This window comes from Halobium salinum (genome assembly GCF_026586625.1).
GTDB classification, from domain to species: Archaea; Halobacteriota; Halobacteria; order Halobacteriales; family Haloferacaceae; genus Halobium; species Halobium salinum.
The window spans coordinates 553,811-576,513 of record NZ_JAODIW010000008.1; the positions used below are offsets into that span (position 1 = coordinate 553,811).

Annotated in this window: 18 protein-coding genes and 1 pseudogene; 7 read left to right on the forward strand and 12 right to left on the reverse strand. The window is 69.5% G+C overall.

Annotated elements, in window-relative coordinates; all coding sequences use genetic code 11:
• The 5 genes and pseudogenes from N5095_RS14980 to N5095_RS15000 all read right to left on the reverse strand — a co-directional run.
• A pseudogene (locus N5095_RS14980) lies at positions 1 to 188 on the reverse strand (class I SAM-dependent methyltransferase); the annotation flags it as partial.
• Positions 189 to 295: 107 nt separating this feature from the next.
• Entirely contained in the window at positions 296 to 1,411 is a 1,116-nt protein-coding gene (locus N5095_RS14985; RefSeq protein ID WP_267623778.1) for an NADH:flavin oxidoreductase/NADH oxidase, read from the reverse strand.
• A gap of 101 nt (positions 1,412 to 1,512) precedes the next feature.
• Positions 1,513 to 2,436 (reverse strand): ABC transporter substrate-binding protein, encoded by a 924-nt coding sequence (locus N5095_RS14990; protein ID WP_267623779.1) that lies wholly within the window; start codon positions 2,434 to 2,436, stop codon positions 1,513 to 1,515.
• A gap of 131 nt (positions 2,437 to 2,567) precedes the next feature.
• On the reverse strand, positions 2,568 to 3,920 hold the full coding sequence (locus N5095_RS14995; RefSeq protein WP_267623780.1) for an endonuclease/exonuclease/phosphatase family protein: 1,353 nt from the start codon (positions 3,918 to 3,920) through the stop codon (positions 2,568 to 2,570).
• 75 nt (positions 3,921 to 3,995) lie between these two features.
• Positions 3,996 to 4,880, reverse strand: a complete 885-nt coding sequence (locus tag N5095_RS15000) for a deoxyribonuclease IV (protein ID WP_267623781.1) — start codon at positions 4,878 to 4,880, stop codon at positions 3,996 to 3,998.
• Positions 4,881 to 5,691: 811 nt separating this feature from the next.
• Here N5095_RS15000 and N5095_RS15005 point away from each other — a divergent pair.
• Together N5095_RS15005 and N5095_RS15010 are read left to right on the forward strand one after the other, a co-directional pair.
• Positions 5,692 to 6,237 carry a DUF4112 domain-containing protein gene (locus N5095_RS15005; protein WP_267623782.1) on the forward strand — a complete coding sequence of 182 codons (546 nt, stop codon included), beginning with the start codon at positions 5,692 to 5,694 and terminating at the stop codon, positions 6,235 to 6,237.
• 135 nt (positions 6,238 to 6,372) lie between these two features.
• On the forward strand, positions 6,373 to 6,975 hold the full coding sequence (locus tag N5095_RS15010; RefSeq protein WP_267623783.1) for a redoxin domain-containing protein: 603 nt from the start codon (positions 6,373 to 6,375) through the stop codon (positions 6,973 to 6,975).
• 24 nt (positions 6,976 to 6,999) lie between these two features.
• Here the strand turns inward: N5095_RS15010 and N5095_RS15015 are convergent, their stop codons facing one another.
• A complete protein-coding gene (locus N5095_RS15015; protein WP_267624491.1) occupies positions 7,000 to 7,749 on the reverse strand; it encodes a lipoate--protein ligase family protein in 750 nt (249 codons plus the stop codon).
• A 354-nt stretch (positions 7,750 to 8,103) separates the two neighbouring features.
• On the opposite strand from N5095_RS15015, the gene N5095_RS15020 reads away from it, so the two are divergent.
• From N5095_RS15020 to N5095_RS15035, 4 genes are all read left to right on the forward strand, one after another.
• Positions 8,104 to 9,171, forward strand: a complete 1,068-nt coding sequence (locus tag N5095_RS15020) for an NADP-dependent phosphogluconate dehydrogenase (protein WP_267623784.1) — start codon at positions 8,104 to 8,106, stop codon at positions 9,169 to 9,171.
• 220 nt (positions 9,172 to 9,391) lie between these two features.
• Positions 9,392 to 11,110, forward strand: coding sequence for a bacterio-opsin activator domain-containing protein (locus N5095_RS15025; RefSeq protein ID WP_267623785.1), 1,719 nt, complete (start codon positions 9,392 to 9,394; stop codon positions 11,108 to 11,110).
• Positions 11,111 to 11,289: 179 nt separating this feature from the next.
• On the forward strand, positions 11,290 to 12,204 hold the full coding sequence (locus tag N5095_RS15030) for a serine/threonine-protein kinase RIO2 (protein WP_267623786.1): 915 nt from the start codon (positions 11,290 to 11,292) through the stop codon (positions 12,202 to 12,204).
• Between the two features lie 174 nt (positions 12,205 to 12,378).
• The gene (locus N5095_RS15035) at positions 12,379 to 12,726 is read left to right on the forward strand and encodes an aspartyl protease family protein (protein ID WP_267623788.1); all 348 of its coding nucleotides are present in this window, start codon (positions 12,379 to 12,381) and stop codon (positions 12,724 to 12,726) included.
• A 22-nt stretch (positions 12,727 to 12,748) separates the two neighbouring features.
• Here the strand turns inward: N5095_RS15035 and N5095_RS15040 are convergent, their stop codons facing one another.
• On the reverse strand, positions 12,749 to 14,146 hold the full coding sequence (locus N5095_RS15040) for a UDP-glucose dehydrogenase family protein (RefSeq protein WP_267623789.1): 1,398 nt from the start codon (positions 14,144 to 14,146) through the stop codon (positions 12,749 to 12,751).
• 76 nt (positions 14,147 to 14,222) lie between these two features.
• Positions 14,223 to 15,182 (reverse strand): glycosyltransferase family 2 protein, encoded by a 960-nt coding sequence (locus N5095_RS15045; protein ID WP_267623790.1) that lies wholly within the window; start codon positions 15,180 to 15,182, stop codon positions 14,223 to 14,225.
• A 134-nt stretch (positions 15,183 to 15,316) separates the two neighbouring features.
• Here N5095_RS15045 and N5095_RS15050 point away from each other — a divergent pair, with 134 nt between their 5' ends.
• Positions 15,317 to 16,582 (forward strand): glycosyltransferase family 4 protein, encoded by a 1,266-nt coding sequence (locus tag N5095_RS15050; RefSeq protein ID WP_267623792.1) that lies wholly within the window; start codon positions 15,317 to 15,319, stop codon positions 16,580 to 16,582.
• 78 nt (positions 16,583 to 16,660) lie between these two features.
• Here N5095_RS15050 and N5095_RS15055 read toward each other — a convergent pair whose 3' ends face one another.
• From N5095_RS15055 to N5095_RS15070, 4 genes are all read right to left on the reverse strand, one after another.
• The gene (locus N5095_RS15055) at positions 16,661 to 17,917 is read right to left on the reverse strand and encodes a nucleotide sugar dehydrogenase (protein WP_267623793.1); all 1,257 of its coding nucleotides are present in this window, start codon (positions 17,915 to 17,917) and stop codon (positions 16,661 to 16,663) included.
• A gap of 489 nt (positions 17,918 to 18,406) precedes the next feature.
• Positions 18,407 to 20,272: a class I SAM-dependent methyltransferase gene (locus N5095_RS15060; RefSeq protein ID WP_267623795.1), complete on the reverse strand. Its 1,866-nt coding sequence runs from the start codon at positions 20,270 to 20,272 to the stop codon at positions 18,407 to 18,409.
• Positions 20,273 to 20,482: 210 nt separating this feature from the next.
• Positions 20,483 to 20,923 (reverse strand): ester cyclase, encoded by a 441-nt coding sequence (locus N5095_RS15065; RefSeq protein WP_267623797.1) that lies wholly within the window; start codon positions 20,921 to 20,923, stop codon positions 20,483 to 20,485.
• A gap of 218 nt (positions 20,924 to 21,141) precedes the next feature.
• A complete protein-coding gene (locus tag N5095_RS15070; protein WP_267623799.1) occupies positions 21,142 to 22,575 on the reverse strand; it encodes an oligosaccharide flippase family protein in 1,434 nt (477 codons plus the stop codon).
• Between the last annotated feature and the right edge of the window lie 128 nt (positions 22,576 to 22,703).

Consider the following 22,703-nt stretch of genomic DNA (forward strand, 5'->3'; position numbering starts at 1 on the left):
TCGACGCCGACCACTTCGGTTTCGGGAGCCGCCTCGTCGGCGAGGACGCGCGTGAGTTCGCCGGTGCCGGAGCCGACGTCGACGACGCGCTCCCTGTTCGCGAGGTCGAGGTCGGCGAGAGCTTCGCGGGAGTCCGCCCACATCCCCTCGCGGGTGCGTTCGAGGTAGTCCGCCGAGAAGCGTCGCACTACTCGGTGATTGGAGTGGTCGGCGTGAAAACGGCTTCGGGTGCAGTACGGTTCGGGCTTGACGAGGGTTCGTCTCGAGTCCGAATCCGTCGCCGCGGCCGACCCCTCTACAGCTCCGGGAACCCGCGCGCGTACTGCACCGGCGGCTCGACGGCGTCCTCGCGGCCGAGCTTCTTCGCCGCGTTCAGCGTGAAGTAGGGGTCGCGCAGGTGTTTTCGGCCGAGGATGGCGAGGTCGGCCCGACCGTTTCGAACGAGTGCGTCGGCCTGCTCGGCGGTCTCGATGCCGCCGACTGCCCCGACCTTCATCTCCACGTCGGCCTCGCGGGTGATGGTCTCGGCGAGGGGCACCTGGTAGCCCGGGCCGGCCTGCTCGGGGGCGCTGTCGGGACGGATGCCGCCGGCGCTCACGTCCAGTAGGTCGACGCCGAGGTCGTCCAGTTCCTCGGCGAGGCGGACCGACTGTTCCACGTCCCACGATTCCTCGTCGTCGAGCCAGTCGGTCGCCGAGATACGGACGAAGACGGGGTCGCCGTCGGGCCACACCTCGCGCACGTCCGAGACGATTTCTCGGACGAGTCGAGTTCGGTTCTCGAAGCTCCCGCCGTACTCGTCGTCGCGGTCGTTCGTGACCGGCGAGAGGAACTCGTGGAGCAGGTAGCCGTGAGCGGCGTGCACCTCCGCGACCCGGAACCCGGCGTCGCGGGCGCGCTCGGCGGCGGCGACGAACGACTGGCGTACGTCCGCCACGTCGTCGTTGTCCATCCGCCGGGTGGCCGGCGCCTCGCCGTCGTCCTCGTCGTACGGCCACGGCTCGGCGCTCGGGGCGACGGTCTCCCAGCCGCCGTCCTCGCGAGCGACGGGGACCGAGCCGTCCCACGGGCGGGTCTTCGAGGCCTTCCGGCCCGCGTGGGCCAACTGGATGGCGGGGACGCCCCCCTGCTCCGAGACGAACTCGGCGACCGGCGCCAACGCCTCGCCGTGCTCGTCCGACCAGATGCCGAGGTCCTCCGGGGTGATGCGTCCTCGAGCCTCGACGGCCGTCGCCTCGGTCATCACGATTCCGGCGCCGCCGACGGCCCGGGAGCCGAGGTGGACGCGGTGCCACTCGGTCGCCATCCCGTCGCGGTCCTCACAGGAGTACTGACACATCGGCGACAGCATCACGCGGTTCGGCACCTCGAGGTCTCGAAGCTGGAGTGTGGAGAACAGGTCGTCGGTCATCACTCGCCGGTTCGAGACGAGGCCAAAAGCGACTGCCGGAGTCGGCGCGGGTTGCCGGTCGGTTCGGACGGCGGCAAGGCGGGCCGGCGCCGGCGCTGGATTCAGACGTCCGCCCGAACCCCGACCCGCCGGGCCACGTTCGCCGGGGGCGCCTCGAAGTGCTCCGGATGCAACACCCCGGCGAGGTGCTCCAGCGTGTCGACGAGCCGCGGCCCCGGTCGGTTGACGTAGGCGTTCCCGTCCATGGCGTGCATGCGACCCTCACGAACGGCGGTCAGGTCGTCCCAGCCGTCGCGCTCCGCCAACCTCGACGCCGACTCGACCGCCCGGTCGAGTTCGTACCCGCAGGGGGCGACGACCAGCGCCTCGGGGTCGAACTCGCACACGTCGTCCCAATCGTGGCGGCGGGTCGGGTCGCCTCCGGGAGTGAGGCCGTACTCGCCCCCTGCGGTCTCGACCATCCCGGGCACCCAGTGGCCGCCGACCATGGTCGGGTCGGTCCAGTCGAAGACGAGCGCACGGGGTCGCCCCTCGTCGGCGGCGGCGTCGGCGGCCCGGCGCTCCACCGTCTCGACGCGCTCGCGGAGGTCGGCGACGAGGTCGGTCGCCCGGTCCTCACGGTCGAGCGCGCGGCCCACGCGCTCGATATCGTCGAGCACGTCGCCGAGGGTGTGCGGGTCGGTCGTCAGCACCTCACAGTCGAGGCCGGTCGCCTCGACGGCCTCGGTGACGAGCGCGGAGTCGACGGCACACACGTCACAGACGCCCTGCGAGACGACGAGGTCCGGGTCGGCGGCGCGGAGTGCCTCGCGGTCGAGGTCGTAGACGCCGTCGCCGGCGGCGGCCGCGCCGACCTGTTCGTTCAGGTCCGCGGGGTCGGCGTCGGGGTCCACGTTCGAGTGAACGACCGTCGACAACTCCGTCGCGGCCGGCGGGTAGTCACACTCGTGTGAGACGGCGACGGGTTCGACGCCGAGGGCGTACAGCGTCTCGGTTGCCGAGGGGAGGAGGGAGACGACGCGCATGGTCCGCGTAGGGACGCCGGAGAGAAAAGTGGAGTCCATCCGGCGAGCAGCGGGGCTTCGAGGGTCGAGGAGTGAACGTTGGCGAGGGACTCGACGCTCGGCTGTCGCGGGCCGACTCCGTCCGAGGGCGCTCAGTCGTCACCGCGCCGCCGGAGTGCCGCCGCGAGCGCCGTTCCGAGGGCCACGAGGGCCGCCGTCACGCCGAAGCCGGGGACCGAGACCGTCGTGTCGCGGCCGTCGTTCGTGGCCCCGCCGTCGGTCCCGGTCGTCGCCGAGCCGGCGGTCGGCGTGGACGTCGAGGCGTCCGTCGCGGACTCTGTCGGCGTGTTCGTCGGCGCGGCGGTCGTCGTGGACTCGGCCTCGACCCGCAGCGTCGCGACGACGCCGGCGTGGTCGGAGGGCCACACCGTCCCGTCGGGGGTGTCGACGCGGTCCGACCCGTCCTCCCCCGTCAGCGTCACCGCGGTCGGCACCAGCGGCCCGCGGACGAACACGTGGTCGAGGCGGGTGGAGAGCCGCGACCGTCGGTTCCGGAGGTTCGCGTTCTGACAGCATGTCGGCCCCGGGTCGCCGGCGACGGCCGCGGCGTCCTCGAACGTCCGAGCCAACTGCTGGTATGCGCCGGCGGCGTCGTCCGGACCGTCGTTCACGTCGCCGGCGACGACGACCGACTCGCGGTCTTCGAACGCCCCTACGAGCTCTCGAGCCTGCGCCCGCCGGACCGCGGCGTCGGCCGCCTCCAGATGGGTCGTCACGAACGTCGTCTCCCGGCCGGCGGCCGTCGCGTCCACCGCCGCCCACCCGCGCGGGACCGTCACGGTTCGTCCGTCACGCTTCACTTCGAGCGCCGCGTCGAACCGGCCGGACCGGGCGTTCTCGGTCGCCACGTCCCCCCGGACGAGCACGGCGTCGCGGTCGACGACCGTGAGCACGGAGAGCAGGCCGTCGACCGCCGCGGGGAGCGTCACGTCGGCGTTGGTCGCGCGTGCGACCACCTCGTAGTCAAGCCCGCGCTCGCGGAGCGCCCGTCGGAGGACGTTCAGGTAGTCGAAGCGAACCTCGCTGTCGACTTCGACGCGCACCGCTTCCTGGAGGCCGACGAGCGCCGGCCCGGTCGCCTCGATTTCGGCGGCGATGGCCGCCGCCCGGTGGTCGAACCGGCTCTCCTCCGCGGTGGCCACGAGGTCGCCCGCGACCCGGTCGAGTTCGTCGTCCTCGGCGTCGTACAGCCGGGTGAGGTCGGCGCCGAGCGCGAGGTTGCGCGTCATCACGCGCGTCTCGGCGGTGGCGGCAGTCGCAGCAGTCGTGTCGGTCGCGGCTGCGGGAGCACCACTCGTCCCGACGGCCCTCGCGTCGTCGCCCGCCGCGGCGGCGCGTCGCGACCCCGTCCGCGCCCCGAGAGCGCCGGCGCCAGCGAGTCCGACGGCGCCGGCCCCGAGGTCACGGAGGAGGCGACGCCGGGAAGGGTGTCGGGACGATGTCACGAGTTCCCGTGAGCGACGGACGGTGAAAAACTCGTCGGGGTCGTCGGCGTCGCTCCCCGGCGACCACGACCCGGCTCAGACCGTCGCCTGCTCCTCGCGGAACTCCTTCACGCGCTCGACGTTCCACGCGAAGCTCTTGCCGTCCTCCGTCGGCGTCTCCAGTACGAACGGCACGTCTTCGAGGTCGGGGTGGGTGACGAGGGCGCGCATTCCCTCCTCGCCGATGTGGCCCTCGCCGACGTGGGCGTGTTCGTCCTTGTTGGTGCCACACTCGTGTTTCGAGTCGTTGAGGTGGATGCACTGCAGGTGCTCGAGCCCCACCACGTCGTCGAACTCGCGGAGCGTGTTCTCGACGCCGACCGTCGAGGAGAGGTCGTACCCCGCCGCGAAGGCGTGGGCCGTATCGATGCAGACGTCGAGGTCCTGCTCGCTCATGTCGAGCACGCGTGCGAGATGCTCGAAGTCGCCACCGAGTTTCGTCCCGGCGCCGGCGTCCGATTCGAGGAGCACCGTGACGCCCTCGGGAATCTCGAGTTCGTCCAGCGCGCTCGCCGCGTTCTCCAGTCCGCCGTCGACGCCCGCGCCGGTGTGGGCGCCGAGGTGGACGTTCACGTACTCGACGCCGAGTTTCTCGGCGGCGTCGACCTCCTTCTGCATCGAGTCGACCGACTTCTCGCGCAGGTCGTCCTTCGGGGTGCAGAGGTTCACGAGATAGGAGGAGTGGATGACCCACGGGCCGTCGAGGTTCTCCTCGGTCTCCCGCCGGAACAGTTCGGCCTCCTCGTCGTCGAAGCTCGGGTCCTGCCACACCTGCGGGGAGTGGGTGAAGATTTGGCCGCAGTTGCCGTCGATTTCGACCTGTCGATGGACGGCGTTTCGGATGTCGTCGTACGGCGGGGACGACGAATCGCTCCCGGTCTTCGAACGAGAGATGGAGACGTGCGCACCGATTCTGAGCATGTCGGAGGGCAAGGAATCGGGGAGTATAGGGGTGTCGATGGGAGGCCGTTGGGAGAATCGAGCAGGGCCTCTGGCGCGCGCTGGCGGCTCTCTGTGAGCCGCCCCAGTCGTGCGAGGGACGAGCGAACGAGGGAGCGGAGTCGTTCGAGAGGCGCTTCGCGCCTTTCGTGATGGCGAGAGACACCAGAGGTGTCTCTCGAACCACGACCGTGTGAGCGAATCGGCTGGGGAGGGTGTGGCGATGCGGTCAGGTAGGGCTCCGAAAGAGGCCGCGTCACCGAAAGCTTCGCTTCCGGTTGCTCGCGAGACCGAAGGTCTCGTGAGGCAGCACCGCCGAGCGTGCGGGGGTTTCGAGAGCGCTGTATTCCGACTTCATTCCAACCGCGTGACGCCTGACTCAGCTTCTAGAGACGTGCCGCGTGTCCTGACAAAGTTCGACCAAAGTCGATCAATCTGTAGATGGTGCGAGACCGCCTCTGGCCCTCCAACCTCGTGCAACGTATGCAGAGGGGACGACACAGAGGCGTGCACCGACCGTGAACTCAGGATAGGCCCACAGTAAGTGTGCCTGCACCCGAGGATTGACATTCCAGTTACCCATGGATTACCCACGGGCAAGTACTCTGTGTGTTACATAAATATAGCTATGCGTGGGTGAAATGATAGCATAGCTATTGGGAAGGAGAAGGCCTGCGGTTGTGTCCGAATGAGGAAGACACGCTCTATCTCTAGGAGCTGAGTCAGACGACACCACCGTGAAACAAAGAAGGTCGCCACCGAGTTTATCCCCCCGGACGACCAACCCCGACCCATGACAGAGGACGAAATCGACCCCGACGACCCCGGCGACTCGTACGACCCGGAGGGTGAGCCCATCGACGTGACCGTCGTCGACAGCGGCGACGACGACCTCGACGCCGAGTTCGAGGACCTCGATTTCGACCTCCCGGAGACGGTCGACCGCGAGGCGGTCGAGCGGATGCGCACCGTCGCCCGCCTGATGGACAGCGCCGTCGACGTCCCCGGCACCAACACGAGCGTCGGGCTCGACCCGGTGCTCGGCGCGATTCCGGTCGTCGGCGACGTGGTGAGCGCGGGCTTCTCGCTGTACATCGTCCTCGAATCGGCCCGCCTCGGCGTCGGCTTCTCGACGCTGCTGAAGATGCTCGCGAACGTCACCGTCGACGTGGCCGGCGGCTCGGTCCCATACGTCGGACCGCTGTTCGACGCCGTCTGGAAGGCCAACGAGTGGAACCTCGAGATGGCGCTGGAGGAGCTGGCCGAGGCCGACGCCGACGAGGACCTCGACCCGAAGCCCGAGGCCGTCACCATCGACATCGACGGTCCCGACGAGTAATCGTCTCTGCGGAGCCGCCCGCCGAGACGCCCGACGACGGGCCGACGGACGGAGCCGTCTCGACAGACCGAACGACCCCCGCGTCTCCCGCCGCCGTCGAAAACCCCTTGTCCCCGCTCTCCCTGGCCGTCTCGTATGAGCAAGGGCACGGGTGGGTCCGGGAGCGACAGAGAGGAGAACGAGCGAGGGGGGCACGGACTGGCGGTCGGTGACCGGGTACCGGACTTCACCGCACCGCTGGTCCGCCCGAGCGGGGGGACCGAGGACGTCGCGCTGTCGACGCTGCTCGAGGAGGGGCCGGTGCTTCTCTCCTTCTACACGATGGACTTTAGCCCCGACTGCGTCAGCGAGTGGTGTTCGTTCCGGGACTTCGATTGGTTCGCAAGCGGGGACGACGTGCAGGTGGTCGGCATCAGCAAGTCGGGCCCGCGGCTCCACCGGCAGTTCATCGACCGTCTCGGCCTCACCTTCCCCCTGTACACCGACCCGAACCTCGACGTCGGCGAGGCGTTCGACGTTGCCTACCGCGCGTTCGGGCTGTTCAGACGCCCTCGGCGGTCGTGTTTTCTCGTAGATACGGACCGCGAGGTCCGGTACAAGTGGGTCGGCGAACACTGGCTCGACCCGACGCGCGACACGCCGCCGATGGGCGAGTTGTACGACGCGATTCAGGCCGAGTTGGACGGGGACGAGAGCGGCGACGGCGGCGACGGCGGGTTCGGCTTCGGCGAGTTCTGAGTCCGACCGATTCGACCCGGCCGGCTACCTGTCGTCCGCCGTTCGTCGCACCCACTCCTCGCTCGCGTACTTCTCCGCGGCCAACTCCTCGGCCCGGTTCAGTTCGGCGTCCGTCCACGACCCCGCTTCGGCGTCTGCCCAGTCGCCCAGCGCGTCCTCGACGCTCCCGACGGTGTCCGCGCGGGAGGCGTCCGTGTGCTCCTCGATGCCGGTGACGCGCTCACGGAAGCGTTCGGGGGAGACACCCGGCTCCGAGAAGACGCCGAGGTGTGGCTCCGCCCGGACGGAGTAGGTGAGCGACCCGTGCTGGATGACGGCGCCTCTCGTCCGGTACTGGGCGTTGCCGGCGACCTTCCGGCCGCCCGCGACGAGGTCGTGGGCCGGGTGGAGCGCCCGGAGGTAGCAGGCCGGGTGGTAGACCGCCTCGCGCTCCTCGGGGACGAAGTCGGCGCCCACACCGAGCCTGTCGAAGGCGTCCAGCACGGGTTCGAGCAGGAGTCGGTAGCAGTCCATCAGTTTGCCCGGGAGCTCCGATTTGGGGGCGACTATCGAGTACGACACGTCGCCGAACGCGTCGTGGTAGATGCCGCCGCCGCCGGTCTGACGCCGAGTGACGTCGATTCCTTCGCGCTCGCAGAAGCGCCAGTCGACGGTGTCGGGGTCCTGTCGGTACCCCATCGACAGACAGGACGGCTCCCAGCGGTAGACGCGGAGGGTTCGGGGACCGCCGGCGGCGGCGGTCTCGGCGGCGACCTCGTCGAGGGCCATCTGCATCGGGCCGGGTCGGGACTCCTCTCGAATCAGGCGCCACTCGCGTCCCCGAAGCCCGTCCGGGGCGGTCGGGCCGTCCCGGGCCTCGGCTGACTCGGTGTCGCCGTCGCCGTCGTCGTCGGTGTCGCGCATAGGTCGGGCTACGGGAGACCCCCGCAAATCGGTTGCGACGCGGCGGTCGGCCGGAGTGCGGCGGCGCCTGCAGACGGCGTCTGCGGGGCCAGTACGGTTTTGTGCGCTCCGACCGGATTCACGGACGAAGAACCCGGGCGCCCGACGATGGGCGTCCGTCGTCGGCCGCTGTGTCTCCGTCCCGCGAACCCGCGAGCCAGCGAGCCGTGCAGCGACTCACCTACCATGTCAGAACACGACCACGAACTCGGCGTCATCGGTCTCGGACAGATGGGCGGCAACATCGCGAAGCAGGCCGACGAGAAGGGCATCCGCGTCGTCGGCAACGCCCCCTCGGAGCACGAGGAGATTCAGGAGCGGGGTATCCCCGTCTACGACCCCGACGAAATGGAGGAGATGGTCGCGGAGCTGTCGACCCCGCGCGCGTTCTACCTCTCGGTCCCCGCCGGCGAACTCGTCGACGAGACGGTCGAGAAGCTCGTCGAACACTGTGACGAGGGCGACGTCATCATGGACGGCGGCAACTCCTTCTGGCGCGACTCGATGCGCAGGGCGGAGTACGTCCACGACCACGGCATGTACTTCATGGACACCGGCTCCTCCGGTGGACTCCCCGGCGCTCGCGACGGCGGCTGCTTCATGGTCGGCGGCCCCGAGGAGGGGTTCGAAATCGTCGAGCCCATCCTCGACGCGCTCTCCGTCGAGGGCGGGCTGGTTCACACCGGCCGCTCCGGCTCGGGCCACTTCGTGAAGCTCGTCCACAACGGCATCGAGTTCGGGATGCTCCAGTCCATCGCGGAGGGGGTCGAGCTACTCGAGGCCGGCGAGTTCGACCTCGACCAGCAGGCCGTCTTCGAGAACTGGAACTCCGGCTCCGTCATCCGGAGCTGGCTCGTCGAGCTGATGGCGAAGGGGCTGGCCGGCGAGTTCGACGAGACCATCGACGAGCCGCCGGAGAGCCTCGACGACGTGCCGCCGCACATCGAGGACACCGGCGAGGTAAACTGGCTCGTCCAAGAGGCGTTCAAGGGCGAGACGCCCATCCCCGTCATCAGCCAGTCGGTCATCGAGCTGTTCAAATCGCGCGGCAACCAGGAGCACGCCCCGCGTGCCGTCTCGCTGATGCGCCGCGGCTTCGGCAACCACCCGATGGGCGAGGACGAGTACATCGCCGAGGAGCGCCTGACCGGCCGGCAGGAGAACGAAGCCCGGAGCACGCTCCACGAACAGGACGACGACCGCGAGGTCGTGAATCCGACTGACCGGGACGTGTTCGAGGACGACGAGGACTGAGCGCCACGACGCCGGGCAAGCTTGTCCGCCCGGCACTCGCCGACGCGGTGGTGTGACGAGAACCGAGCCCCAGGACGGCCGCGTGTTCGGGGCGTCGGATGACCACCCATCGCCCGAGGCGAGGCGGATTGGCCGCGGTGAACCTGTCGAATATAGCTCGTCTTTCACCACTGAACACCTTTTTACCTCTGTACGGCTTATCGGCGTAAGCCTAGCCGGAATGCCATCGGAACAGGAACCGGGTGGAGGGAGCGACGTGGTCGACGCGGTCGACGCCACCGAATCGACGGCGTCGGCGGAGTCACCAACCGGCCCGAGGGCGGAGGAGCCCTCGTTCGTGCAGGTCGGTCTCGACGCACTCCCCACCCAGACGGCGATACTGGACGACGACGGCACGATCGTCTACACCAACGAGGCGTGGAAGGAGTTCGCCCTCGACAACGGGTACGAGGACGAGCCGTCCATGCTCGGGGTCAACTACCTCTCGGTGTGTGACGGGGGCGCGGACGACGAACCCGACGGGGACTCGACGTTCGCCGCCACCGGCATCCGGTCGGTCATCGCGGGCGAACGCGGGGAGTTCTCCTTCGAGTACCCCTGTCACAGCCCGACCGAGCGACGGTGGTTCACGATGCGAGCCATCCGCTTCCGCCACGCCGACGAGCCCTACGTGCTCGTCATCCACCTGAACATCACCGACCGGAAGCTCTCGGAGCTTCGCGTCGAGGAGCGAAACGGTCAGCTCGACACCCTCAACCGTATCAGCGTCCTCGTCCGGGACATCGTCGGCTCGCTGTTCGACGTGGAGTCCCGCGACGAGCTCGAGTCGCTGGTCTGTCACCGGCTCGCTGACTCGGAGTTCTTCGAAGCCGCCTGGATGACCGACCTCGGCGAGCGCGACGACCACCTCCCGGTCCGCTACACGGCCGGCGCCGACGGCTGGCCGGCGGGCGCCATCGACGACGTGACGCCGGCATCGACGGCGGTCGCCCGCGCCCGGGAGACGGGCGAGACGGTAGCCGCCCACGCCGGCGACGCCAGCGCTGCCGACGACGTCGAGACGGACGGCCTGCTCGAAGCCGCCCGGGAGCGTGGCTTCGAGTCCTACCTCGCCGTCCCCGTCGTCTACCGGGGGGCGACCCACGGGGTCCTGGTCGTTCACGCCCCGGCGACCGAGGCGTTCAGCGACTGGGAGCGCGCCGCCTTCGAGGTGCTCGGAGAGACCGTCGGCTACGCCATCAGCGCCGTCGAGAACCGTAAACTGCTGTACGCGGACTACGTCACCGAGTTGGAGTTCGGCATCGACGGGGCGGCGACGGTGTTCGCCCCGCTGACCGCCGAGGCCGACTGCGAGGTGGAACTCACCGGGTTCGTCCCGCTGTCGGCCGGCGCCGTCATCGAGTACCTCACCGTCCACGGCGCGACCGCCGAGGAGGTCGAAACCGTCCTCGGCGACAGCGAGTTCGTCGAAGCGGTGACCGTCATCGGCGAGTTCGAGGACGGCTGCCGTATCGAGTGTAGCGTCGCCGAGGACTCGGTCGTGAACGTTCTCTCGGACCAGGGCGTGAAGGTCCGCTCCGCCCGCGCCGCCGACGGCGAGCTTCGGGTCGTCGCCGAGGCGCCCGCCGACGCCGACATCGGCACCGTCGTCGAGGCGGTCCGCCGGGTGTACCCCGAGGCGGACCTGCTCGCAAAGCGCGAGCGCGAGCGCGAGACCCGAACCATCGAGGAGTACTGGGAGGAACTCGAAGCGGACCTCACCGACCGACAGCTGTCGATGCTCCGGGCGGCGTACCACGCTGGCTTCTTCGAGTGGCCCCGAGAGTCCTCCGGGGAGGACGTCGCGGCGTCGTTCGACATCGCCCCCGCGACCTTCCACCAGCACATGCGCGTCGGCCTCGGGAAGCTCCTCTCGCGACTGTTCGAGTCGCGGGACTGACCCGGGTCGGGTCCGGGCCACCGATTCTCTCCTTGCTCCCGGTCCGCGAGCGACGGTGCACCCGCATCGACGGTCGGTCCCTCGCCGAGGCCGCCGCCGAATTCGTATCTCCGCATACGGTGTACGGTCGGAGCATCCGACACGCGCCCCTTTTACCCGCCGCGCCCGTCGCTTGGGGCATGGTTCGGAACGTCGCGGGCGTCATGGCCGAACTCGAGCCCGAGGACTTCTATCTCCTCTCGGGCGTCGAGCAGGGGATGCGCTTCAGCCGGTGGGTGAACCGGGAGAAGCTCCCCGACTACGCCAACCTGACTGCAGAGGAGGTCGACTACCGGCTGGACCGCTGTATGCAGCGCGACCTCGTGAAACGGAAGACCATCCAGTACGAGGGGTTCCAACTCGCCGTCGAGGGGTACGACGCGCTCGCCCTGCGTGCGTTCGCCGAGCGCGACACGATCCAGGGCGTCGGCGCCCCGCTCGGCGTCGGCAAGGAGAGCGACGTGTTGGAGGTGCAGTCGTACAAACCCCTCGCGATGAAGTTCCACCGCGAGGGGTACACGAACTTCCGCGAGGTACGACGCGAGCGCGACTACACGTCCGACCACCACCACGTCTCGTGGCTCTACACGGCGAGGAAGGCCGCCGAACGCGAGTACGAGGCGCTGGAGACGTTGTACCCCGACGTGTCGGTCCCCCGCCCGGTCGACCAGAACCGCCACGCCATCGTGATGGAGCAGTTCGACGGCGTCGAACTCTCGCGAGCGAAGCTCGAATCGGAGCAGGTCGTCGGCGTCCTCGGCCTCATCCTCCGTGAGGTCGCCCTGGCCTACCGCGTGGGGTTCGTCCACGCCGACATGAGCGCCCACAACGTCGCGGTCGGCGAGGGCGGCGTGACGATCTTCGACTGGCCGCAGGCCGTCCCGACCGACCACGAGAACAGCGAGGAGCTGCTCGAACGCGACGTGGAGAACCTCGTCGACTACTTTCACCGGAAGTATCCCCACGAGACGCCCGATTCCATCGATTCGGAGGCGGTCGCGGCCGACATCGTCGCCGGCGAGTTCGAGTCGATAAGCGCGTACGTCGAAGCGTAAACCCGAGGGCGCGATACGAAACGGCCTCTGCACCGACGCCACGCCCACTTCGACGTGCGGTCACGGGGCCGACTCGGTCGTCGTTCGAGCGCCGTCCCCGGGCCGAAGGAGTAGCCGGAAATCGATACCCACGACCGAAGAAAGGTTTATGTCCCGGTTCCCATAGGCAGATACATGACCCACAGCCCGATCGTAGGGCTCGTCGAGGAGGTGGTCGTCGGCGGCGAACGGGCGGCGACCACGGTCCTCGCGAAGTGTGATACGGGTGCCAAGCGCACCTCCATCGACCTCGCGCTCGCACGCGACCTCGGGCTGGGCGAGGGGGAGAAACAGGTGCGCGTCCGGTCGAGCAACGGTGTCGAGAAGCGTTCGGTGTACGCCTTCGAGGTCGACATTCAGGGAACGACCCACGAAGTGCTGGCCTCGGTGACCGACCGGAGTGCGATGCGCTACGACGCCATCGTCGGCCGGGACGTGCTCCAGTCGTACCTCGTCGACTCCTCGCTGAAAAAGGGGGAGTAGCGGGACGCGACGCCGGTCGGGGCTACCAGGTCAGCCCCTCGTAGACGATTCCCTCGCGGTTCTCGATGATTCGCCGCCCGTCGACGACGACGGGCGTCGCCATCGACTCGAACTCCTCATCGAGCGCGGCGAACTCCGGCCAGTCGGTGACGACGAGCGCGCCGACCGCACTCTCCAGGGCCGCGGCAGCGCTGTCGACGTACTCCACCTCGGGGAACTCCTCGCGCATGTTCGCGGCGGCCTGCGGGTCGTAGGCGACGGGGTGGGCGCCGCGCTCCGCGAGACCCCGCAGGACGGGCTTGGCGCGCGAACCCCGCACGTCGTCGGTGTCGGGTTTGAACGCCAACCCGAGGACGGCGACGCGCTCGTCTTCGACGTCGACGTGGCGGTCGAGCAGTTCGAGCAAGCGGAGCGGTTGGCGGTCGTTGACGCCGACGACGGCGTCCAGCAGTTCGGGCTCGTACCCCTTCTCGCGGGCGCCGGCCCGGAGGGCGTCGGTGTCCTTCGGGAAGCAGGAGCCGCCCCAGCCGACCCCCGAGCGCAGGAACTCCGAGCCGATGCGCTCGTCGAGCCCGATAGCGTCGGCCACCTCGTAGGAGTCGACGCCGTACTCCTTGCAGACGTTGCCGAGTTCGTTGATGAGCGAAATCTTCGAGGCGAGGAACACGTTGTTCGCGTACTTCACCATCGCGGCCTCGCGCCGCCCGGTCTCGACGACGGGCACGTCGCCGTCGGCGGCCTCGACGACGGGTGCGTACAACTCGTGGAGGCGGGCGAGCGCACGGTCCGCCGTGGGTTCGGCGTCGGCGTCCGGGTCAGGGACGGCGTCCGAGTTGGGGTCGGCGCTTCGGCTGGGGCCGGCGTCCGACTGGGCGTCGAAGCCGGCGGTGCCGAACACCAGTTTGTCGGGGTTCAGGAAGTCCGCCACGGCCGACCCCTGCGCCTGGAACTCGGGGTTGACGGCGACGTCGAAGTCGACGCCCTCGCGCTTGCCGGAGGCCTCCTCCAGAGCCGGGACGAGGCGCTCTTCGACCATCCCGGGGAGCACGGTGCTCTTGACGACGACGAGGTGGTAGTCGTCCTTGTCGGCGAGCACCTCGCCCACGTCACGGGTGGCGGCCTCGACGGCCGAGAGGTCGATGCTCCCGTCCTCGCGGGAGGGGGTCTGAATGGCGACGACGGTCACGTCCGTATCCCGAAGCTCCGCGTGGTCGGTGGTGGCGTGGAGACGACCGTCCGCGCCGACGGTCCGGTCGACCCGTTCCTGCAGACCCGGCTCGTGGATGGGTGCCTCGCCCGCGTTCAGCCGGTCGACGAGTTCGGGGTCGATGTCGACGGCGACGACCTCGTGGCCGAGGTCGGCGAGACAGGCGCCGACGACGGTGCCGACGTAGCCGCTCCCGATGACGCTAACGTGCATTACCAGCAACACGACGTGACGGACCTTGAAGCTTCAGGAGCCGTGAGCGGAGCCGTCACCGGGGGCAGACCGGCCGCTACCAGCCCGTCCCCTCGTCGTAGCCACCGAGGAGCGTCGACTGGACGCTGGCGCCGGCGCGCCGAGCGAGGGCGGCCGTCTGCAACCCCGTCGGGCCGGTGAGCGCGATGACGAAGCGAATCGCCGCGTTCGCGCTCGGCTGGTGGTGGAGCGCCTTGGCGGCGGAGCGGACGCCTTCCCGGTAGTTCCGGTCGTGTCGGAGTTCGATGCGGGACTTCGCGAGGTACCAACTCGCGAGGAAGGCGTGAGCGACGTCGGGGTACTCCACCATCTCCTCGCGGTACTTCTTCCACATGTAGCGACCCACGTCGAGCTGTTCGGGCTCGTCGGAGATGTTCGAACCGTGGAAGGTGCGCCGGACGAGCACCTCGGGCAGGTAGTCGAACTTACAGCGCTTCGCGAGTCGGACGGTCATCTCCCAGTCCACGCCGCGCGGGAAGTCGGGGTCGAAGCCGCCGACCGCGTCGTAGTCGCGGGCGCGAATCATGTGACTCGAGTGGGGGTGGAGGTGGAAGCCGCGGAAGATGTCGGGGTAGAGGTCGCCGCGCTGGTCCGGTCGATACCGCCGGGTCACCCGTCCCTCCTCGGTGGCGAGCACCCCGCCGGTGTAGACGACGCCGAAGTCGTCGGGGAGCGAGGCGAATTTCTCGAGTTGGCGCTCGACCTTCTCCGGGTGCCAGCGGTCGTCGTCGCCGAGGATACAGTAGAACTCGCCGTCCGCGACCGCCGCGGCACGGTTGAAGCTGTAGGAGATGCCGCGGTTCTCCTCGTTGACGCGGACGCGGACGCGGTCGTCGTCGGCGTACGCTGCCAACACCGACTCCGTGTCGTCGGTGGAGCCGTCGACGACGACGACGGCTTCGACGTCGTCGTGGGTCTGGTTCAGCACCGTCTCGACCGCCCCGCCGACGCGTTCGGCGCGGTTATACGTCGGGATGAGGGCGCTCACGAGGGGCATCGACGGCCCTTCTCCGCCGGGTATGAAGAAGCTGTCCCATCCTCGCGGCGGGAGTCGACGGGCCGGCACCCGCGCTCTCGGCGGTCGCGTGAGGTACGCTTATCCCCCGCCTGGGCGAACGCCGGACGACTCGAATGCACGTCTGTATGGTCCTCCCGGACCCCTACCCCCCTGACATCCGCGTGACGAAGGAGGCACGCGCCCTGCTCGACGCCGGCCACGAGGTGTCGCTGCTCTGTCGCGGCCAGCCGGAGGCGGCCGACCGCGAGACCGTCGACGGAATCGACGTGGTCCGGCTCGGGGAGTCGGCGCCACGCGACCGGGCGGCCCGACTCGGGAGCGCCGCCTGCAACCTCGCGACCGGCGCCCACCCGCGCTGGGCGCTCGCGATTCGACGCCTCGTCCGCGAACGCGACGCCGACGTGGTCCACGTCCACGACCTCCCGCTCGTCCGGACGGCGCTGTGGGCGCTCCGGGGCTCGGACCCGGCGCTCGACGTGCCAGTCGTCGCCGACCTCCACGAGAACTTCCCCGAGGCCGTCCGCCAGTGGCGCCGACCCCACTTCGAGGGCGAAGGAACCGGCGACCTCGGCGTCCGCGTCGACGCCCTCTTCAACCCCATCTCGCGCTGGAAGCGCATCGAACGCGCCGTCCTCCCGCAGGTCGACCGGGTGCTCACCGTCTGCGAGGAGGCGGCCCGTCACTACCACCGCGACTGCCGGGTGTTGCCCGCGCGGACGACGGTCGTCGGCAACACGGTCGACTTGAAGGGGTTCGACGCCGAGGCGGACCCGGCCGACGAGTATGCCGACGCCGACGAGTTCCTCGTCACCTACGTCGGCGGGTTCGGCCCACATCGCGGGCTAGAGACCGCCATCGAGGGAATCGCCGCGGCCGACGCGGAGGGCAAGAGCGAGGGCGGTCCCGAGCCGCACCTGCTGCTCGTCGGCGCCGGCGCCGACCGCCATCGCGAACAACTGGAGGCGCTGATTTCGGAGTTGGGCGTCGACGACCGCGTGACGTTTACCGGCTGGGTCGACTTCGAGGACGTGCCGAGGTACATGGCCGCCAGCGACGCCTGTCTGGTGCCCCACGCGAGCACCCCACACACCGACACGACTGTGCCGCACAAGCTGTTCCAGTACATGGCCGTCGGCGCGCCCGTAATCGTCAGCGACGTACCGCCCCTGAAGCGCATCGTCGAGGAGACGGAGTCGGGGCTGGTGGTGCCGGCGGACGACGGGGAGGCGATGGGTGAGGCGATTTCGACGCTGGCTTCCGATTCCGAGGAAGCGTCGCGGCTGGGCGAGAACGGCCGCGAGGCGGTTCGGACGAAGTATAATTGGGGGGCCGACGCCGAGCGGTTGGTGGCGACGTACGAGGACCTGGTCGGCGAGTGAGCGTTCTGCGGTGGGGTCGGGTTCCGCGGCTACGGTTCCGGCGACCACTCCGGCACGACCGGAAGGGACGGCTCCGACTCAGTTCGACCCGTCACCCAGCACGACCACCTCGAACCCCGCGGCCTCCCACCGACTGCGGTCGACGACCGCCCGCGCGTCGACGACGGTGGGCGAGCGCATCCGGGTCGCCAGCGACTCGGAGTCCAGGTTCGCGAACGCGGAGTGGTCGGTCACGACGACGAGACAGTCGCTTCCCGCCGTCGCCGTCTCGAGCGAGTCCAGTTCGACCGGCAGGTCCGCGTCCGACTCGACGTGGGGGTCGTACGCACGGACGTCGAAGCCGACGTTCCGCGCCAGCCGAGCGATGGGGCGGGCCGGCGTCTCGCGGGTGTCGCCCACGTCGCCCTTGTAGGCCACGCCGAGGAGCGTCACTCGGGGGTCGCGGTCGGGTACCTCTCCGACGGCACCCTGCACCAGCCCGAGGACGTGCTTCGCCATGGAGTCGTTGATGGCGCGGGCCTGCGAGATGAGCCGGTCGTGGGTCGAGCTCTGTGCGAGGAACTGCGGGTCGATGGTGATGCAGTGACCGCCGACGCCGGGGCCGGGACGGTGGACGTCCACCCGCGGATGCTCGTTCGCGAGGTCGACGCTCCGGTGGACGTCGACGCCGAGCTCCTCGGCTATCTTCGCGAACTCGTTGGCCAGCGCGATGTTGACGTCGCGGTAGGTGTTCTCCATCAGCTTCACGAACTCCGCGCCGCGCGGGGTGGTGCGGTGGAGGTCGCCCTCGACGAACGAGTAGAGGTCGGCCGCGCGCTCGGCCGAGCGGTCGTCGATGGCGCCGAGCAGGCGCGCGTTCCCGACCATCTCGTTGAGCGTGTCGCCGGGGATGGCCCGCTCCGGACAGTGCGCGAGCGAGAACGCGCCGCGTTCGAGCCCGGAGCGTTCGAGGATGCGCCCGACGAGGCGTTCGGTGGTGCCCGGCGGAACGGTGGACTCGACGACGACGAGGTCGTCGCGCGTGAGTACCGGTTCGACCGCTTCGGCGGCGGCGCGGACGGCCGCGAGGTCCGCCACTTCGGTGTCCGCGTCCAGCGGTGTCGGCGTCACGATGACGAAGGCGTCGGCCGGGACCACGTCGGTTCGGGCCTCGAAGCGGCCCTCCACCTCGTGGAACAGGTCGACGAGCGCGGGCTCCTCGAGCGGCGGCTCGCCGCGGTCGAGGGCGTCGACCTTCGACTCGTCGACGTCGACGCCGACGACCTCGTGGTTCCGGGCGGCGAGCAGGGCCGTCGGGAGTCCGACGTAGCCGAGGCCGATGACGCAAACCTTCATGTCTTCTTACCGGTCGGGCGAGGGCGGGAAGTAGTTTGTGTCGTGTGCTGGCCGGGTGTCTTCGGGTGAACTGTGGAGTACGTAATGACCGTGTCCCTCCTTGGAAGGGCGATGTGTAGTTGAGAGGGGTTGAGTCGGTAGAAGTGCTGTGTCGGTAGTTCACGGAAGCCCCCGCGCTCGCGACTCGGGCGGCTCGCTGCGCTCCTCGGCTCGCTCACTGCGTTCGCTCGCCTGCGGTGCTTACGTCGCCGGCCTTCGCCGCGAGCGCGGCCCCTTCCGAAGTCCCTCCCAACACCGACTGTTCGGCCGGTTGTTGCCCGTCTTTGCTCGGTGAGCCGCTCAACTGAACACGACCCTTGGAAGTCCACCCCGACGTGGCGGCTGTTCGGATTCGTCGTCGGTGGGGCTGACGGACGGGCGTAGGTCTCGGTCCGGAGAGAAACGGGGGACCGAACGTCGACGTGGGTGGTCAGCCGGCCGAAGCGGTCGTCAGTTCCGGAACGGCCCTTCCGGGTCCAGCAGGTGGGTGAGGGCCTCGACGTACGAGCCGACCTCGTAGGCGCCCTTGAAGTTCTGGTCCGGAACGGAGAGCCGGCCGCCGGTCGTCACGAAGCGCATCGGGACGCCGATGCCCGAGCGCTCGACGAGGTCGGCGTCGAGGTCGTTGTTGCCGTACATCCACGACATCGCCCGGAGGACGGCGGTGGAGAAGTCGCGCGCCCCGCCCGCCCGCGTGTAGTGGGCGACGGCGTTGACGAAGAACGTCTGGTGGCACTCGAAGAGGAGTTTCCAGTACGACGGGCGCGAGGCGCCGAGGCGCTCCCGTAGCTCACCCCACGCTCCGCGCTTCGCTCCCACGTCCGTCCAGAGAAAGGCGCCGTCGGGGCGCATCCGCCGCTCCACGGTGCGTTCGAGCACGTCGCCGGCGAGGGGGACGAACGCCGGCGCGTCCGTCACGTCGGCGGCGCGGCACAACCCCCACAGCGCGTACATCTGGTTCTGGTGACGCTCGGTCGTCCCGTTGTCGAACCGGAACAGCCCCGACTCCCAGTCGTGCCGGTCGGCGATGGCGTCGAGCGCGGCGTCGAGCGCCTCGCCGACGTCCCCGTCGCCCGTCCGCTCGTACAGTTCGGCCCAGCCGCAGGCGAGCAGACTGTCCTCGGCGTGCGAGAAGTCGAAGTCGTCGCGGTCGCGGGTGTGTTCGAACAGGGCGCGGGCGGTCGCGAGGTGGTCGTCGCCGACGGCGGCGTCGTCCCCCCCGAGCGCGTCGCTCGCCAGTGTGAACGCCCCCACGAGCGGCCCGAGCGCGTAGCTCGGCATCCCGTCGAGCCGGTCGTCCTCGACGCGGGCGGCGAACCCGGCGAGCGCCGACCGGAGCTTCGCGTCGAAGCGGTCGTCGCCGAGGGGAGAGGCTCGCCAGCGCGCGATGCCGAGGAGGGCGAACGGCGCGTATCGGTGGAGTACGCGGTCGTCGCGGGTCCACTCGCACGGGCGACCGTCGTCGCCGAGGTCGTAGTCGAGCGCCCGAATCAGCCCGCCCTCGCTGCCGCCGTCGGCAGCGCCCGCGTCCCAGAACCCGTTCTCCGCCACGGGACGGAAGAGGCAGTCGAGCGCGTCGTCGAGGTAGCCGGCGTAGTCGACGGGTTCGGCGCCGAACAGGAGGTAGGAGGCGTCGTCCCAGTCACCCCACGACTCGAAGTGGTCCGTGAGCGCGCGCTCGGCCGCGACGACGGGGCGCTGCAGGTCGTCGGGAAGGGAGTTGACGACGAGGTTCGCCTTGTAGGGGAGCTGGTAGATGAGGTCCTGGTCGGCGAGCGTCCAGTCGGTGTCAGCGGGGGTCTCCGAGCCGGTGGGAGTCAGCAGCGAGAGCGCCTCGTCCGGCGAGTAGTAGCGGTACTTCCCCTTCCCGGTGACGGCGTAGGGCGAGCGGTGCGTCGGCGTCGAGAAGACGAACCGGCCGTCGTCGGCGAGCACCCGGCGGACCTCTTCCGTCAGGGTCGCTACGTCGAGAAACGGCCAGTCGTAGGGACCGATGGAGACGGCGCCGTCGAAGGCGTCGTCCGCGAACGGGAGGGCGGGCGCCTCGGGGTCGACGACGACCGAGTCGTCCACGTCGTCGCCGGCGACCTCACGGGCGTAGGCCGCCGCCCCGTCGGCGAAGTCGACGCGCGTCACGCGCTCCGCGTCGAGACCCATCGTGACGTTCGCCTCCGACGCGAGGTCCAGGACGCGCTCGCGGTGGCCGAGTTGGTCCCACGCCGCGAGGCGTTCGGCGTCCCGGAGATACTGGAGGTTGGGGCCGGCGGGCGGCTGTTTCACCCAGCGCTTCAGCGTCTCGCTTCGGGTGTCGTCCATTTTTCGGGCGTTCTCGGGGCTGTGGGATAGGTGTTTGTGGTTCGGGTGGTCGTGTCAGTGGGTCTCGGCGTACCAGCGGTCGGGTAGGTGTGGGCACTCTCGAAAGCCCCCGGCCTCTCGGAATCCCACCCCGCCGGTTGGCCGGCCGAGCGTCGAGGTGTCTCTGAACGGTGTGTACGGCCCGAAAAGTCGGTTCTGCCGGGCGTCCGCCTATGCCGGCATCTCGACGCCGAGCTGTTCGAACAGCGACGCCATCGTGGTGAAGTCCTTCATCTCGGCGACGCGGCCGCCCTCGATTCGTCGGAAGCTGAACCCGTCGGTCTCGACCGTCCTCCCGGTCGGTTCGATGCCGCGGAAGGTCGCCTCGTGGGTCCCGCGGAACGTCCACCAGACCATCGCGGTGTCGCCGTCGACGAGCATCTCGTTGACGAGCGTGACGGCGTCGGGGAACGCGGCGTCCCACTCGCGGTGGAGCTCTTTCGTCGCCTCCCGGCCGACGAGCGGCGCGTCGTCACCCGTCCGGTGGGTGCCGACGACCACGTCCTCGGCGTAGAGGTCGTCGATGGCGTCGATTCGCTCGCCGCTCCACACCTCGTCGATTTCGCGCTGTACGACCGCTCGCGTCTGCTCGGTTCTCGTTCCTGTCGACATGGTCCCTCCCGTGTGGTGTCCGGCCGTCGGACCGTCCGCCCCGTCGGCGGCGACGCCCGAGACGCGGGTGGAGACACGCCGAGCGATATCTTAACGGTTTGTAACGACGGGCCGAACAGTCGGAGAATCGGAACGAGTCGGGCGGTCGGAGAATCGGGACGGGCCGGACGGTCGGAGAACTGGTGCGGGTCGGGCGGTAGCCGGGGCCGGACACCGACCTACCAGGGAGCGATTCGCGTAACGCTCCGGCGGATGGTTCCGTTGGTGACGACACCGAGGCCGTAGACGACGATGCCGGTGCCGACCAGTGCGACGAATCCGGGTATCGACTCGCCGTCGACGACCGACCCCAGGGCGTAGACGATGCCGCCCATGGTGGCGGCGGCGCCGACCTGCCAGGCGAGCGACCGGGCGTCGATGGTGAGGTCGATGTACCGCCGGAGGTAGTACACCTGCGTGATGGCGGCGATGGTGGCCGTCGACACCGTCGCCGCGGCGGCGCCGAACATCCCGTACTGCGGGACGAGCAGGAGGTTGAGCCCGACGTTCGAGGTGAGGGTGACGGCGTTCGTCCAGAACACGTGCTCCGGGCGGTCGATACCGAGGAGGGTGTTCTGCGTGATCTGTTTCACCGCCTGAGCGATCTGTCCGCCGAGCAGGAGCACGAGCACCGTCGCCCCGGCGGCGGCGTACTCGTCGATACCGTAGACGACCCGGAACACCTCCTCGCCGACGACGAGGGCGCCGACGAGCGTCGGGATGACGAGCACGAGCGCGAACGTCAGCGACGTGCGGAACGCCTGCTCGATGCGTCCGAGGTTGCCGTTCTCGTGCCAGCGGGTCATCGCCGGCATCATCGTGGTGCCGATGACCTGTGCGGCCATCAGCGTCACCAGACTCAACTGCCACGCCACCTCGTAGGTGCCGACGATGGCCTTCGACGCCAACGCGGCGAGGATGAGCGTATCCGCCCAACTGTAGGCGAGTTCGCTCACGTTCATCCCGATGGTGAACTTCGAGAAGCCGAAGAGGCTCTCCACGGAGTCGCGACTCGGCACGGTCAGTCGGATGCCGGTGTTCAACAGCACGTAGCCGGCGAGGACGCTCGCGACGACGCCGACGAGGTAGCCGTACACGAGCCCGATGGCGTCGAATCCCACCAGGAGGAACCCGACGCTGGCGCCGACGCGGACCAGCTGGGCGACGAGTTCGACGACCGCGGTCGCGGCGATGCGGCCCTCCCCGCGGAGGCCGGCGATAAACAGCCGGTTGGCGATAGCCAACGCGATGGCGACCACCGCGAGAGAGGCCGTGATGGCCCCGAGTTCGACGTACGCGCCGAGTTGTGGGGCGATGGCGTAGATGACCGCCGAGGTTATCGCGAAGGGGACGACCGAGAGCGCGAGGGCGGCCGTCAGAACCCGTCCGCGACCGTGGACGTCCTCGGCCTGACTCACCCGTTTGGTCACGGCCTCGGGGACGCCGAACTGGGAGGCGACGCCGGCGACCATCACGACCGTCTGGAACGTGATGTATATCCCGAATCCGGCGGCGCCGACCTTCCACGTGAAGTACGCGACGCTGGCGAAGCCGACGACCCGCGCGATTACGCGGGACGCGAAGAGCGCCGCACTGTCCCTGTCTACGTCCATCTTGCGGTGACACCCGGTCGACGGGCGAACGGCCCGGTCTGTCGGCACCTCGCTTTCCCGACGGAATAGCGTTGCCTTCCGCTCTCGCCGCGTCAGGGGGCCGCATGGTGGAACTCGGACAGGTCACG

Bases quoted from the DNA above. Each gene is read 5' to 3' on its own strand.
- N5095_RS15045 (WP_267623790.1), bottom strand. From the start codon at position 15,182: ATGCCCCTCGTGAGCGCCCTCATCCCGACGTATAACCGCGCCGAACGC.
- N5095_RS15005 (WP_267623782.1), top strand. From the start codon at position 5,692: ATGACAGAGGACGAAATCGACCCCGACGACCCCGGCGACTCGTACGAC.
- N5095_RS15015 (WP_267624491.1), bottom strand. From the start codon at position 7,749: ATGCAGATGGCCCTCGACGAGGTCGCCGCCGAGACCGCCGCCGCCGGC.
- N5095_RS15040 (WP_267623789.1), bottom strand. From the start codon at position 14,146: ATGCACGTTAGCGTCATCGGGAGCGGCTACGTCGGCACCGTCGTCGGC.
- N5095_RS14985 (WP_267623778.1), bottom strand. From the start codon at position 1,411: ATGACCGACGACCTGTTCTCCACACTCCAGCTTCGAGACCTCGAGGTG.
- N5095_RS15025 (WP_267623785.1), top strand. From the start codon at position 9,392: ATGCCATCGGAACAGGAACCGGGTGGAGGGAGCGACGTGGTCGACGCG.
- N5095_RS15020 (WP_267623784.1), top strand. From the start codon at position 8,104: ATGTCAGAACACGACCACGAACTCGGCGTCATCGGTCTCGGACAGATG.
- N5095_RS15060 (WP_267623795.1), bottom strand. From the start codon at position 20,272: ATGGACGACACCCGAAGCGAGACGCTGAAGCGCTGGGTGAAACAGCCG.
- N5095_RS15070 (WP_267623799.1), bottom strand. From the start codon at position 22,575: ATGGACGTAGACAGGGACAGTGCGGCGCTCTTCGCGTCCCGCGTAATC.
- N5095_RS15065 (WP_267623797.1), bottom strand. From the start codon at position 20,923: ATGTCGACAGGAACGAGAACCGAGCAGACGCGAGCGGTCGTACAGCGC.
- N5095_RS14990 (WP_267623779.1), bottom strand. From the start codon at position 2,436: ATGCGCGTCGTCTCCCTCCTCCCCTCGGCAACCGAGACGCTGTACGCC.
- N5095_RS15055 (WP_267623793.1), bottom strand. From the start codon at position 17,917: ATGAAGGTTTGCGTCATCGGCCTCGGCTACGTCGGACTCCCGACGGCC.
- N5095_RS15010 (WP_267623783.1), top strand. From the start codon at position 6,373: ATGAGCAAGGGCACGGGTGGGTCCGGGAGCGACAGAGAGGAGAACGAG.
- N5095_RS15035 (WP_267623788.1), top strand. From the start codon at position 12,379: ATGACCCACAGCCCGATCGTAGGGCTCGTCGAGGAGGTGGTCGTCGGC.
- N5095_RS15000 (WP_267623781.1), bottom strand. From the start codon at position 4,880: ATGCTCAGAATCGGTGCGCACGTCTCCATCTCTCGTTCGAAGACCGGG.
- N5095_RS15030 (WP_267623786.1), top strand. From the start codon at position 11,290: ATGGTTCGGAACGTCGCGGGCGTCATGGCCGAACTCGAGCCCGAGGAC.
- N5095_RS15050 (WP_267623792.1), top strand. From the start codon at position 15,317: ATGCACGTCTGTATGGTCCTCCCGGACCCCTACCCCCCTGACATCCGC.